Raw genomic sequence first — 13743 nt, 5'->3', positions numbered from 1 at the left:
CGGCTCCTGGGGGTGCGAGGTGGTCCCGGACGGGGACGTGGAAACGGTGGGGCCACGGGCGGACCCGTGACCCCACCGACCCGGTGGAGCTACTTCTTGGCAGGAGCCTTCTTGGCGTAGCGGGCCTCGAAGCGGGCGACGCGGCCGCCGGTGTCGAGGATCTTCTGCTTGCCGGTGTAGAAGGGGTGGCAGTTGGAGCAGACCTCGGAGCGGATCTCGCCGCTCTTGCGGGTGCTGCGGGTGGTGAACGTGTTGCCGCAGGTGCAGCTCACCTGGGTGGTCACGTAGTCGGGGTGGATGTCGTTCTGCATGAAGCGTCCTCTCGGGTCAGGGCCTCACCGGGTCGTCCCCCAGCGGGGGACGTGAACCGGTAGCCAGCGTCCAAGTGTGCCACCGACGTCGCCACGCGTGCGAATCGGCTGCACACGAGGAGCACAACCGGGGAGACCCCCCGTCTGTTCCCGCTCGGCGTACGCCGTGCGACGGGGGCTCAGGACCCCGGGTCGGAGAAGCCCCGACGCTTCATCTCGCCCCAGACGTGGGTCGAGCCGCGCAGGGCGTCGACCGTGCCGCGCACCCGCCACAGGGCGGTCAGCTGGCGGTAGCCGATGTTCTCCTCGATCGCGGCCCGGACCGCGACCAGCAGGCCCGGCACCCCGCGGTAGCGCCGGTAGGACAGCTCCTCGGCCATCAGCGCGACCAGGCTCATCATGATCGAGAACGCCACCGAGGTGGAGAGCAGGATGACCACGACGGGCAGCGAGACCCAGTCGGCGGGAACCAGTCCGGTCCGGCCCAGGACCAGGAGCACCATCACCACCACGAAGTAGGCCAGCCCGAAGACCTCGACGAACGGCGCCAGCAGCTCGAAGAGCAGGAACCACGGCATCGTGATCATCCCGATGAAGCCGTAGCGCGGCCGCAGCAGCATGCCGCGGTGCCGGGAGAAGATCTCGGTCAGCCCGCGGTGCCAGCGCGAGCGCTGCTTGCGCAGCACCTCGAGGGTCTCCGGGGCCTCGGTCCACGCCACCGGCTCGGAGACGAACACGATGCGCCCGTCGACGTCGTTGTCGCCCATCCAGCGGTAGAGCCGGACCACCAGCTCGGCGTCCTCGCCGATGCAGTCGGTGGCGACGCCGCCGACCTCGAAGAGGATGTCGCGGCGGAACATGCCGAAGGCCCCGGAGATGATCAGCAGCCCCCCGGCCGCCGACCAGCCGGCGCGCCCGATCAGGAAGGCGCGGAGGTACTCCACGACCTGCACCCGGGCCAGCCAGCGTCGCGGCATCGCGATCTCGGTGACACGACCCTGGGAGATGGTCGAGCCGTTGGCCACCCGCACCACCCCGCCCGAGGCGATCACCCGCTCCGGGTCGTCGGCGAAGGGTCGCGAGACGTGGAGCAGCGCGTCGGGGTCGAGCAGCGAGTCGGCGTCGACCATGCAGACCAGCTCCTTGCGGGCGACGTTGATGCCCACGTTGAGCGCGTCGGCCTTGCCGCCGTTGGCCTTGCACACGAGCAGGAGGTTCATCGCCCCGCGGGTGCTGACCCAGGTGCTCAGGACCTCGCCCTTGACCGGGACCATCGGGGCCAGCGCCAGCGGGATCTCGACCATCTCGAAGGCCTCGACCATCGTGCGCACGGTGGCGTCCTTGGAGCCGTCGTCGATCACCACGACCTCGAAGTCGGGGTAGCGCAGGGACGTCATCGCCTGGACCGAGGCGACGATGGTCATCTCCTCGTTGTAGGCGGGCATCAGGACCGAGACGCCCCGGGCGAGGGGCTCGGCGAAGCTCTCGTCGTACGCCGCGAAGGCCACCTTGCGCCGGTAGGCGGTGAAGTCGGCCATCGCCAGGAAGGTGAGCACGACGAAGCTGGTGTTGATCGCGACCGAGTAGCTGATGAAGAACCAGCCCATGATCGTCAGCACGGTGCCGACCCACGACCCGGAGAGCCCCAGCAGCAGCGGGGCCAGGTCCGACCCGAGCACCCCGGTCATCGTCGCGCCCCGCGGATCGCGTCGAGCGCCAGCGCCTCACGGGCGTACGCCGACCCGCTGGCCTCAAGCAGCGCCCGCCCGGCCGTCAGCCGCAGCAGGGCCTCGGCCGCCTGGCGCGACACCTGGGGCTCCTCCTCCTCGACCACGTCGGCCAGGCTGTCGGCGGCCACCGAGGAGCCGATCGAGCCCAGCGCGTGAGCGGCCGCGGCCCGCACGTTGGGCCGCAGGTCCAGCAGGGCCGCGACCAGCGGCGGGATGCTCTCGGGGGCCCCGATCCGCCCCAGGGCCTCGGCGCAGGACTGGGCCAGGGAGGGGTTCTCCGACTCCAGGCCGGCTGCGAGCACGTCGATGGCCTCCCGGTCGCCGATCAGGCCCAGGACCACGGCGGCGGGGTCGAGGTGGAGGTGGTCCCCCGCCGCCAGCCGCTCCGACAGCACGGCCCGCAGCTCGCGGGTGGCGGCCGCGCCCAGGCGGTCCAGGGCGTAGACGAGGTCGCGGGTGAGCCGGTTGTCGTGCTCCCCCAGCAGCAGCAGCGGACGCACGGCCCGGGGGTCGCCCATGTTGCCCAGGGACCTCACCGCCACCCGGCGCACGAGGAACGCGGGGTCGCCCAGGAGGCGCACGACGAGGGGGAGGTGCTCGGTCAGGCCCAGCACGCCCAGCTGGAAGGCGCCCCGGCAGCGACGCACCGCCGAGCGCGAGCGGGTCAGCGAGACGGCCCGGGCCTCGGCCCCCTGGGCGAGCATCAGCGCGACCAGGGTCTCGCGGGAGTCGCCGCGCAGCTTGGGCAGCATCGTCAGGATCTGGTCCTGCACCCGGCGCCGGCGGCGGCCGGAGGTGGCCGCCAGGGCCCGGCGGGCCCCGACCGACTCGGCCTCGTCGCCCATGACGAGGTCGAAGATGCCGTGCCGGACCACCTCGCGCCGCTGCTCGCTGCGCACGGCCCAGACGTCACGCGCGGCGCGGGTCAGCACCAGCAGGACGAAGCACACGACCGCCAGGACCGTGAACACGATCAGCAGGATCCAGCTGATCCCGAGGAACCCCGTGGTCGCCATCCCGGCGACCGGACCCGCCGGGATCACGGGTGGACCTCCACCAGGTCAGCGACTCCGGGCCAGGACCGCCGACACGCGCGAGGCGAGCTCGCGGGGGCTGAAGGGCTTGACGATGTAGTCGTCCGCGCCGGCCTCGAAGCCCTGCTCGATGTCGGACTCCTGGGCCCGGGCGGTCAGCATGATGATCGGCAGGCCGTCCATCGCGGAGTCCTGACGCAGCGCCCGGGCGGCGTCGAGGCCGCTCATGCCGGGCATCATCACGTCCAGGATCACCAGGTCGGGCTTCTCGGCGGTGCAGGCCTCGACCGCGGCAGCACCGTCGCCGACAGGGACCACGTCGTGGCCACCGTGGCGCAGCTTGAACACGACGAGCTCGCGAATGTCTGCGTCGTCGTCCGCGATCACGATGCGCGCCATGTGTGTCCCCTCGTCAGTCGTACGTCGAACCGGATGAGCATATCCATACCAGGAGGTCTCCACGGGCATATCGGGCACCCCTGGAAAGCCTGTCGTGCGCAGGATCAGCGAGCCTGCGGTGCCGGGGCCACCGGATCCTTCTGGACCTGGGTCAGGAACTCCATGTTGGTCTGCGTGCCGCGCAACCGGGCGAGCAGCGTCTCGAGGGCCTCCTGGCCCCCCACCTTCGACAGCGACCGACGCAGCTTCCACACGATCGCCAGCTCCTCCTGGCCCATCAGGAGCTCCTCGCGCCGGGTCCCGGAGCGGACCGGGTCGACGGCCGGGAAGACCCGCTGGTCGGCGTACTCCCGGCGCAGGTGGAGCTCCATGGTGGCCGTGCTGGTGAACTCCTCGAGGATCACCTCGTCGGTGCGCGACCCGCTGCCGACCAGGGCCGTGGCCAGGATCGTCAGGGAGCCGCCGTCCTCGATGTTGCGAGCGGCGCCGAAGAACCGCTTGGGCGGGTGCAGCGCGGACGAGTCGACCCCGCCGGGCAGCGTCCGGCCGCCCGACCCGGTGAGGTTGTAGGCCCGGGCGAGCCGGGTGAGGCCGTCGAGCAGCACCACGACGTCGTGACCCAGCTCGACCAGGCGCTTGGCCCGCTCGATCGCCAGCTCGGCCACGATCGTGTGGTCCGTGGGCGAGCGGTCGAAGGTCGAGCTGACCACCTCGCCCTTGACCACGCGCTGGAACTCCGTCACGTCCTCGGGACGCTCGTCGACCAGCACCACCATCAGGTGGCACTCGGGGTTGTTGGCGGTCACCGAGGTGGCGATGGACTGGAGGACCTTGGTCTTGCCCGCCTGCGACGGGGACAGGACCAGGCCGCGCTGCCCCTTGCCGATCGGCGCGGTCACGTCGATCACGCGACCGATCAGGTTGGCCGGCGTGGTCTCCATCCGCAGGCGCTCGGAGGGGTAGAGCGGGGTGAGCGCGGCGAACTCGACGCGGGAGCGTGCCGAGTCGGGCTCGGCGCCGTTCACGCTGTCGATGCGCACCAGCGGGTTGAACTTCTCCTTGCGCTCCCCCTCGCGGGGCTGGCGCACCTGGCCCACGACGGCGTCGCCGCGCCGCAGGCCGAACTTGCGGACCAACGACATCGAGACGTAGACGTCGTCGGCGCCGGGCAGGTAGCCGCTGGTGCGGACGAAGGCGTAGTTGTCCATCAGGTCCAGGATCCCCGCGCACGGGGCCAGGACGTCGTCCTCGAGGATCTGCAGGTCGGGCTCGTGACGGCCGCCGCGACCGCCGGACCCCTGGCCCGCACGGTCCTGCGCCTGGGACCCCCGACCGCCCTGGTTGCCCTGGTTGCCCTGACCGGCCTGGTTGCCCTGGTTGCCGCCGCCGTCGTTGCCCTGGTTGCCCGCGCCGCCGGAGAGCGACTGCCGGTCGCGGTCCCGGCCGCGGCGCCGACGGTTGCGGCGCGAGCCGCCGTCCTCGTCGTCGTCCTGACGGTCGTTGCCGCCGCCGTTCCGGTCGTTGCCGTTCCGGTCGTTGCCGCTGCGGTCGTCCCCGCCGCCGTTGCGGTCCTGGGTGCGGCCGTCGTCGGCGCCGGTCCGGTCGCCGCCGCCCTGGCGTTCGTTGCCGCGGGCCCCGTTGCGGGAGCTCTCGGCGCCGTCCTGGCGGTCGCTGCCGCCCTGCCGGTCGTTGCCACCCTGGCGGTCCTTCCCACCCTGGCGGCCCGAGCGGTCCTGGTCGTCCTGGGCGTCGCCGCCGGCCCGCCGCTCGGTCCCGTTCTGCCGGTCGCCCCGGCCCTGACGGTCGTCGCCGCTCTGCTGACCGTTCCCGTCCTGCCGGTCGCCCCGGCCCTGACGGTCGTCAGCGCCCTGCTGACGATTGCCGTCCTGCCGGTCGCCCCGGCGGTCCGAGCCGCCCGCACGGTCGTCGGACGCGGTGCGGTCGCCGGCGTCGCGCTGGCGACCGTCCGACGCGCCACCCTGCGACCCGCGGTTCTCGTCGGACCCGGACTGGTCCTGCGCGTCCTGGCGGTCCTGCCGGGCGCGTCGGGCGCGCTTGGAGGGGGACTCGCCGCCCTCGGACCGGTCCTGACCGGCACCCTGCTCACCGGTCTGCTCGCCGACCTGCCCGCCGGCCTGCTCGCCGGCCTGCTCACGGCCCTGCTCACGGACGGGTCGGTCGGAGGCGCCCTCACGGCGGCCGTCGTCGCTCCGACCAGCCGCGGGGCTCCCCTCTGCGACTCCTGCCGGGGCCTGCGCGCCGGACGCGGCCGCGCCGGTCTCCTGGTGCCGCCGGTCGGGCACCGAGGCGCGACGGGAGCGACGGTTCGCCGTCGGCTGGTCGCCGCCCTGCTCCGCGGACGCAGCGGAGGGACCCGCGGACCCGGACGGACCGGCCGCGCGACCCCCGGTCGCCTCCGCGGCGCCGCGACCGTCGTCGGCCGGGCCGGTCGGGCCGGTCGGGCCGGTCGGGCCGGTCGGGCCGGTCGGGGCGGCGGGGCCATCGGTGACCTGCGGTGCCGCGGCGGTGCGGGCGGGGCCCGTCGTACGGGTCTGGTGGTCCTTGATGGCCTCGACCAGGGCGCCCTTGCGGAGCCCGGTGGTCCGGATGCCCAGGCCGCCGGCGATCCGCTTCAGCTCGGGCAGGAGCATGGCGTCGAGCCCGCTCTTGCGACCTGCGCGCGCAGCGGCGGGACCGTCCCCGGCGTCGGGTCCGGTCTCGGTGGTGTCGGTCATGCGGGGTCCTTCCCCTGGGACGGAGTACGACGACGTCGCAGCATCCGGGTCGGTGCGGTGACCGCCGATCCTCCGGCACGGCCTGCCCGCGGGGGACGCGGCGCCGCGCCGGTGGCGCGGGTCCGCGTCTCGCGGGCGGAGGATCGGGAGGAGGTGGTCGACGAGCGTCCGACACTCCTCGGCCCCGTGTCCGCGTCTGCTCGCGGGAGGCCGGGTCGTGACGCGTCGGTCACGCTAGCACGCGGGCTCCGGCGCCACCGACGCTCTGCGGGAGCACGGTCCACCCCGCGGGCGCGAGCTCCTCCACGAGGCGGCGCAGGGGCTCGCGGGCCTCGTCGTCGGTCGCGAGCGCCAGCACCGTGGGCCCGGCGCCGCTCACCGTCGCCGGCACGCCGCGCTCGCGCAGCGCGCGGACCAGCGCCAGCGTGGCGGGCATCGCCGGCTCGCGCTGCTGCTGGTGCAGGAAGTCCTCGGTGGCCCGCAGCAGCCGCTCCGGGGCCGCGGACATCGCGGCGACGAGCAGCGCCGCCCGACCGGTGTTGGCGGCGGCCTCCGCGTGCGGGACGGTCGCCGGCAGCAGTCCGCGGGCCACCTCGGTGGCCACGCCCTCGGCGGGCACGGCGACGACGGCGGAGATGCCGGCGGCGACGGGCACGTGCTGGGCCCAGACCTCGCCGTCCGCCTGGCCCGCGACCACGAAGCCGCCCAGCAGGGCCGGCGCGACGTTGTCGGGGTGACCCTCGATCGCGTTGGCCAGCTCCAGCGCCGCGGCGTCGGGCAGCAGCGTGGCGCCGTCCTGGACCAGGGCACGGGCCAGCACGATGCCACCCACGATCGCCGCCGAGGAGGAGCCCATCCCCCGGCTGTGCGGGATCCGGTTGGTGCAGCGCAGACGCAGGCTCTCGGGCTGGCCCCCGAGCCGCTCGAAGGCGGCCCGCATCGAGCGCACCACCAGGTGCCGCTCGTCGCGCGGGAGGTCGTCCGCGCCCTCGCCCTCGAGCACCACCTCGAGACCCGGGCTCCCGGTGGCTCCGCTCGGGAGCGGACCGCCGACCTCCCCGGTGAGCGTGTCGCTCAGCTCCAGGGCCAGGCCCAGGCAGTCGAAGCCGGGGCCCAGGTTCGCGGTGGTGGCCGGCACCTCCACGGTGACCGGTCCGGTGACGAACGACGGCGGCACGACCCCGGGGGTCGCGGACGACGACGCTCCTGCCGCGGCCACTACAGGCCCGCGGCCGCCGCCGCCGACTCGACGTCGGCGTCGCAGACCGTGTCGACGAGGTCGGTGAAGGTGGAGAGCGCGGTGTCGATGTCCTTGAGCCCGTGGCCGGTCACGGTGACGACGATCCGCTCGCCGTCGTACCGCACGCCCTCCTGGGCCTCCAGCAGCAGCCCGGCCACGCCGGCCGCCGAGGCGGGCTCGACGAACACGCCGTCGCGGCAGGCCAGCTCGCGCTGGGCCTCGAGGATCTCGGTGTCGGAGACGCAGCGGAAGCGGCCGCCCGAGGACGAGGCGGCGTCCATGGCCAGGTCCCACGACGCCGGGTTGCCGATCCGGATGGCCGAGGCCACGGTCTCGGGGTCGGTCACCGGGGCGCCGTGGACGAGCGGCGCGGCCCCGGCCGCCTGCCAGCCCCGCATGACCGGCAGGTGGGTGGTCTCGCCGGCCTGGTGGGCCTCGCGGTAGCCCATCCAGTACGCCGAGATGTTGCCCGCGTTGCCGGTCGGCAGCACGTGCACGTCGGGGGCGTCGCCCAGGAAGTCGACGATCTCGAAGGAGCCGGTCTTCTGGCCCTGGAGCCGCATCGGGTTGACGGAGTTCACCAGCGCGACCGGGTAGTGCTCGGCCAGGCCGCGCGAGATCCGCAGGCAGTCGTCGAAGTTGCCGCGCACCATGATCACCTGGGCACCGTGCACGATCGCCTGGGCGAGCTTGCCGGCCGAGATCTTGCCCTGCGGCACCAGCACGAGCGGCTTGACGCCGGCCCGCGCGGCGTACGCCGCCATCGAGGCCGAGGTGTTGCCGGTGGAGGCGCAGACCACGGCCTCGGCACCCTGGCCGACCGCGACCGAGAGCGCGACGGTCATGCCGCGGTCCTTGAAGGACCCGGTCGGGTTGTCGCCCTCGACCTTGAGCCACACCTCGGCGCCGGTGAGGTGGCTGAGCCACGAGGAGGACACCATCGGCGTCCCGCCCTCGCGCAGGGTGATGGTCGGGGTGCTCTCGGGGATGTCGAGGCGGTCGCGGTACTCCTCGATGACTCCCATCCAGGCGCGGCTCACTCGGTCTCCCCCTCCACGCGCATCACCGAGGACACGTCGCGCACGTGCGGCATCCGCCGCAGGTTCTCCACCGTGGCGGCCAGGTCGGCGTCGCTGGCGCGGTGGGAGACGACGACCAGCTGGGCGTCGTCGCCGCGGCCCTCCTGGCGCACGGTCTGGATCGAGACCCCGTGCTCGGCGAACGCCAGCGCGACGGCGGCGAGCACGCCGGCCTTGTCGTCGACGTCGATCTGCACGTGGTAGCGGGTCTGGGTGCTGCCCATCGGCAGCACCGGGAGGTCGGCGTACGCCGACTCGCCGGCGCCGCGGACCTCGGAGAGGCGGTTGCGCGCGACGGTCACCAGGTCACCCATCACCGCGCTCGCGGTCGGGGCGCCGCCGGCGCCGGGGCCGTAGAACATCAGCTGACCCGCCGCCTCGCTCTCGACGAACACGGCGTTGTAGGCGCCGCGGACGCTGGCCAGCGGGTGACTGGTCGGGATCATCGCGGGGTGGACGCGGGCCGACACGCTCGGGCCGTCGGGGCCCTGCTCGACGGCGCAGATGGCGAGCAGCTTGACCACGCAGCCCATCTCGGTGGCCGAGGCGACGTCGCTGGCGGTGACCTCGGCGATGCCCTCGCGGTGCACGTCGGCCGCGGTGACGCGGGTGTGGAAGGCCAGGCTGGAGAGGATCGCGGCCTTGGCGGCGGCGTCGAAGCCCTCGACGTCGGCGGTCGGGTCGGCCTCGGCGTACCCCAGGTCCTGGGCCTCCTGGAGCGCCTCGTCGAAGCCGGCCCCGGTGGTGTGCATCTTGTCCAGGATGTAGTTCGTGGTGCCGTTGACGATCCCGAGGACGCGGGTGACCTGGTCTCCGGCCAGCGACTCGCGCAGCGGGCGCAGGATCGGGATCGCGCCGGCGACGGCCGCCTCGTAGTAGAGGTCCCGCCCGGCGCGCTCGGCCGCGGCGAAGAGCGTCGCGCCGTCTTCGGCCAGCAGCGCCTTGTTGGCCGAGACCACGCTGGCGCCGTGCTCGAGCGCCCGCAGGATCAGGGTGCGGGCGGGCTCGATGCCGCCGATGACCTCGACCACCACGTCCACGTCGTCGCGGGCCACGAGGGCCTCCGCGTCGGTGGTGAACAGCGACTCGGGCAGGTCGACGTCACGGGTCAGCCCGAGACGGCGCACGGCGATCCCGACGAGCTCGACGGGAGCGCCCACGCGCGCGGCGAGGTCGCCGGCCTGCTCGTGGAGCAGCCGGGCCACCTGGGACCCGACGACTCCGCACCCGAGCAGGGCGACGCGGACTGGTTTCGGGGAGTGCTCGTCCATCGCCGCACAGTCTCGCACCTCGGACGCCCCGGCCCGACACCCATCCGCGGACTGGCAGCGGGCCGGCCGGGGCCGGAGGGCGTCGGCCGGGGCCAGGTGCGCTCAGCCGGGTGGGTCGGACTCAGCCGACGTCGGTGGCCAGCAGGTCGGCCAGCGTCTCCCGGCGCACGACGGCCCGCGAGGCACCGTCGCGCACGGCCACCACGGGCGGGCGCAGCGCGTGGTTGTAGTTGCTGGCCATCGAGCGGCAGTAGGCGCCCGTGCCCGGCACGGCCACGAGGTCCCCGGGCCGCACGTCGCCGGGCAGGAACTCGTCCTTGACCACGATGTCGCCGGACTCGCAGTGCATCCCCACGACCCGCGCCAGCAGCGGCACCTCTGCGGAGGTCCGGTTGGCCAGGGTGCAGGAGTAGTCGGCGTCGTAGAGCGCGGTGCGGATGTTGTCGCTCATGCCGCCGTCGACCGAGACGTAGGTGCGGACGGCGCCGCCGTCGAGCTCGACGGCCTTGACCGTGCCGACCTCGTAGACGGTGCACATCGAGGGTCCGGCGATCGCGCGGCCCGGCTCGATGGACAGGTGCGGCACGGCGACGCCGCGGGCGCGGCACTCCTCGACCACGATCCGGGTCATCTCCTGGGCCAGCTGCGCGGGCTCGGCCGGGGTGTCCTGGGTGGTGTAGGCGATCCCGAAGCCGCCGCCGAGGTCGAGCTCGGGCAGCTCCTGACCGGTCTCCTCGGCGATGGTGGCGTGCAGGGCCAGCACCCGCCGGGCGGCGACCTCGAAGCCCGAGGTGTCGAAGATCTGCGACCCGATGTGGGAGTGCAGCCCCCGCAGCTCGAGCCCGTCGGTGGCCAGGACCTGACGGGCGGCGTCCAGGGCGTCGCCGCTCGTGATCGAGAACCCGAACTTCTGGTCCTCCCGCGCGGTGGCGATGTACTCGTGGGTGTGCGCCTCGACGCCGGCCGTCACCCGCACGAGGACCTGCGCCGGGGTGCCCGCGCGCTCCACGACGCCGGCCAGGCGCTCGATCTCGGTGAAGGAGTCGACCACGATCCGGCCGACCCCGAGCCCGACGGCCCGCTCGAGCTCGGCGACCGACTTGTTGTTGCCGTGGAACTCCACGCGCTCCATCGGGAAGCCCGCCCGCTCGGCCACCGCGAGCTCGCCACCGGAGCAGACGTCGAGGCTGAGCCCCTCCTCCGCGATCCAGCGCGCGACGGCCGTGCAGAGGAAGGCCTTGCCCGCGTAGTAGACGCCCCACCCCTCGAACGCCTCGCCGAAGGCCCGGGCGCGCGCCCGGAAGTCCCCCTCGTCCAGGACGTACGCCGGGGAGCCGTGCTCGGCGACCAGGTCGGTCAGGGCGACCCCGCCGACCTGGAGCACGCCGTCGACCTTGCGCGCGGAGCCCGACCACAGCTGGGGCACCAGGACGTTGGGGTCGGCCGGCTCGCGCAGCCACTGCGGTCCGCGCACGGACTCGACCGCGTGGGCCCAGCCCGCCTCGTGGGCGCGCACGACTACATCCGCTCCGGGGCCGAGACCCCGAGCAGGCCCAGCCCGTTGGCGATCACCGTGCGCGTCGCCGAGACCAGCACCAGGCGGGCCTCGTTGGCCGCGGTGACCGGCTCGTCGCCCTGGGGCAGCATCCGGCACTCCTTGGTGTCGTACCACCGGTTGAAGATCGAGGCCGTGGACTCCAGGTAGCGCGCCACCCGGTGCGGCTCGCGCAGCTCGGCCGCGCTCGCCACCACGCGCGGGAACTCCGCCAGCGCCCGCAGCAGGTCGCCGTCGCGCTCGTGTTTGAGCAGGGCCGGGTCGAAGGGCCGCTCGGAGGCGTCGGTGGGCAGCACCATGCCCAGGTCGGCGGCGTTGGCCATCATCCGGCAGGTCCGGGCGTGGGCGTACTGCACGTAGAACACGGGGTTGTCGTTGCTGGCCTTGGTGATCTCGCCGACGTCGAGCACCAGCGGCGAGTCGGCCGGGTAGCGGGCGAGCGAGTACCGCATCGCGTCCACGCCGACGACGTCCGCGAGCTCGTCGAGGGTGACGATCGTGCCGGCGCGCTTGGACAGCTTCATCTCCTCGCCGTCGCGCAGGATCTTGACCAGCTGCCCGATCAGCACGTCCAGCGTCACGTCGGGGTCATCGCCGACGCAGGCCGCCATCGCGCGCAGCCGGTTGACGTAGCCGTGGTGGTCCGCGCCGAGCAGGTAGAGGCAGTTGTCGAAGCCCCGGGCCCGCTTATCGAGGTAGTAGGCGGTGTCGGAGGCGAAGTAGGTCAGCTCGCCGTCGGACTTGATCAGGACCCGGTCCTTGTCGTCGCCGAAGTCGGTCGTGCGCATCCACAGCGCGCCGTCCTGGGTGTAGACGTGGCCGAGGTCCTGGAGGCGCTGGAGCGTCTCGGGCACCGAGCCCGACTCGTGCAGCGACAGCTCGGAGAACCACACGTCGAAGTGGGTGTTGAAGCGCTCGAGCGAGGCCTGCTGCAGCCCCAGCTGGATCTCGTAGCCGGCAGCCCGCACCGCGGCGCGGCGCTCGTCGGCGGGCAGGTTGAAGATCCCCGGGTGAGCGGCGCCGACCTGGGTGGCGAGGTCGTCGATGTAGCCCCCGGCGTACCCGTTCTCGGGCTTGGGCAGGCCCAGCGCGGAGGCCACGATGGAGTCGGCGAAGTGGTTCATCTGCACGCCGCGGTCGTTGATGTAGAACTCGCGGGTCACCTCGGCGCCCGCGGCGGCGAGCACACGGCCGATCGCGTCGCCGAGCACCGCCCAGCGGGTGTGACCCAGGTGCAGCGGCCCGGTCGGGTTGGCGGAGATGAACTCCACGTCGATCTTCTGGCCCGCGAGCGTCCGCGTCCGGCCGTACGCCGCCCCGGCGGCCACGACCTCGGCGGCGATCCGGCCCTGGGCGCCGGCCTCGACGGTGATGTTCATGAACCCCGGCCCGGCGACGTCGACGGCCGCGATCCCGGCGTCGGCCCGCAGGAGCCCGGCCAGCTCCTCGGCCAGGGCGCGCGGGTTGGTCCCGGCCTTCTTGGCCAGCTGGAGGGCCACGTTGGTGGCGTAGTCGCCGTGCTCCTTCTGACGGGGGCGCTCGACGGTCACCTGGGACGGGACGCCGTCGGGCAGCGCGAGGCGCCCGTCGTCGACGAGAGCGGTCAGGGAGTCCACGACGAGGGTCGACAGCTGGGCGGGAGTCACCGACCCAGCCTATCGGCGGGCACCGGTTGGTCGCTCGGGAGCATCGGGCGGTAGTGTTCCGGCTCGTGCCACTGGCACGTCCCCACCCCGCCTCCGTAGCTCAGGGGATAGAGCACTGGTTTCCGGTACCAGGTGTCGCAGGTTCGAATCCTGCCGGAGGCACCACCCCTTCGCCTCGCCTCAGGCGGCGAAGTCCTGCACCACGTAGGTGCGACCGGACGACCCCGAGCGGTAGGCGTCCACACCGAGGTAGCGGAAGCGTCCGTTCAGGATGTTCGCGCGGTGGCCCGGCGAGTGCATCCACATGTCGACGACCCTCTCCGGCGACAGGTAGCCCGAGCCCCAGGCGATGTTCTCCCCCGCCCCGCGACGGTGGCAGCGGTTGATGATCGGCCACAGCGACTGGTGGCGGAACGCGTCGTGACCAGCCAGGTAGCGCGCCCACGAGGAGGCGAAGCCGTCGACGCAGGACTGCGCGCGCAGCGGCGCCAGGCCGTGGGCCCGCCGGGCGGCGTTGGTGAGGTTGAGCATCTGAGTGTCGTACGACGCCGCGATGGAGCTGTAGGCGACCCGCGCCGAGGCGGTGCCCGACGAGACGGAGGTGCTGACCGGCGTGGTGGCGGCGCCGGCAGCACCGGCGACGGCGACCTCACAGACGCCGACCCCGGCGACGAGGCCGGCTCCGAGGGCGAGGGACGCGAGCGTCCGGACGGTGCGGCGGTGGGACCGGACGTGGCTCATGG

At 73.6% G+C, this 13743-nt stretch carries 11 protein-coding genes and 1 tRNA gene; 1 reads left to right on the top strand and 11 read right to left on the bottom strand.

Annotated features, from left to right (window positions below):
• Window positions 1-89: 89 nt before the first annotated feature.
• The 10 genes from rpmE to argS form a co-directional block, all read right to left on the bottom strand.
• The gene (rpmE, locus tag ACYVDA_RS13585) at window positions 90-311 is read right to left on the bottom strand and encodes a 50S ribosomal protein L31 (protein ID WP_460818918.1); all 222 of its coding nucleotides are present in this window, start codon (window positions 309-311) and stop codon (window positions 90-92) included.
• A gap of 179 nt (window positions 312-490) precedes the next feature.
• Window positions 491-1999 carry a glycosyltransferase family 2 protein gene (locus ACYVDA_RS13580; protein WP_460818917.1) on the bottom strand — a complete coding sequence of 503 codons (1509 nt, stop codon included), beginning with the start codon at window positions 1997-1999 and terminating at the stop codon, window positions 491-493.
• Entirely contained in the window at window positions 1996-3057 is a 1062-nt protein-coding gene (locus tag ACYVDA_RS13575) for a HEAT repeat domain-containing protein (protein ID WP_460818916.1), read from the bottom strand. The genes ACYVDA_RS13580 and ACYVDA_RS13575 overlap by 4 nt, the downstream gene beginning before the upstream one ends.
• A gap of 45 nt (window positions 3058-3102) precedes the next feature.
• Complete coding sequence (locus ACYVDA_RS13570) at window positions 3103-3474, bottom strand: response regulator transcription factor (protein WP_460818915.1); 372 nt, start codon at window positions 3472-3474, stop codon at window positions 3103-3105.
• A 104-nt stretch (window positions 3475-3578) separates the two neighbouring features.
• Window positions 3579-6209, bottom strand: coding sequence for a transcription termination factor Rho (rho, locus tag ACYVDA_RS13565; RefSeq protein ID WP_460818914.1), 2631 nt, complete (start codon window positions 6207-6209; stop codon window positions 3579-3581).
• A 229-nt stretch (window positions 6210-6438) separates the two neighbouring features.
• The gene (thrB, locus tag ACYVDA_RS13560; RefSeq protein WP_460818913.1) at window positions 6439-7386 is read right to left on the bottom strand and encodes a homoserine kinase; all 948 of its coding nucleotides are present in this window, start codon (window positions 7384-7386) and stop codon (window positions 6439-6441) included.
• Window positions 7387-7427: 41 nt separating this feature from the next.
• The gene (gene thrC, locus ACYVDA_RS13555) at window positions 7428-8474 is read right to left on the bottom strand and encodes a threonine synthase (protein WP_460819082.1); all 1047 of its coding nucleotides are present in this window, start codon (window positions 8472-8474) and stop codon (window positions 7428-7430) included.
• 11 nt (window positions 8475-8485) lie between these two features.
• Window positions 8486-9799 (bottom strand): homoserine dehydrogenase, encoded by a 1314-nt coding sequence (locus ACYVDA_RS13550; protein WP_460818912.1) that lies wholly within the window; start codon window positions 9797-9799, stop codon window positions 8486-8488.
• Between the two features lie 121 nt (window positions 9800-9920).
• Window positions 9921-11315: a diaminopimelate decarboxylase gene (gene lysA / locus ACYVDA_RS13545; RefSeq protein WP_460818911.1), complete on the bottom strand. Its 1395-nt coding sequence runs from the start codon at window positions 11313-11315 to the stop codon at window positions 9921-9923.
• 2 nt (window positions 11316-11317) lie between these two features.
• The gene (gene argS, locus ACYVDA_RS13540) at window positions 11318-13000 is read right to left on the bottom strand and encodes an arginine--tRNA ligase (RefSeq protein ID WP_460818910.1); all 1683 of its coding nucleotides are present in this window, start codon (window positions 12998-13000) and stop codon (window positions 11318-11320) included.
• 89 nt (window positions 13001-13089) lie between these two features.
• Here argS and ACYVDA_RS13535 point away from each other — a divergent pair.
• A tRNA-Arg gene (locus ACYVDA_RS13535) sits at window positions 13090-13165 on the top strand.
• A gap of 15 nt (window positions 13166-13180) precedes the next feature.
• Here the strand turns inward: ACYVDA_RS13535 and ACYVDA_RS13530 are convergent.
• On the bottom strand, window positions 13181-13741 hold the full coding sequence (locus tag ACYVDA_RS13530) for a CAP domain-containing protein (RefSeq protein ID WP_460818909.1): 561 nt from the start codon (window positions 13739-13741) through the stop codon (window positions 13181-13183).
• Window positions 13742-13743 lie beyond the last annotated feature (2 nt).

The sequence above is a fragment of the Nocardioides korecus genome (assembly GCF_054778395.1).
Note: the sequence above shows the minus strand (reverse complement) of the source record. Positions and strands in the feature narration are given on the sequence as shown.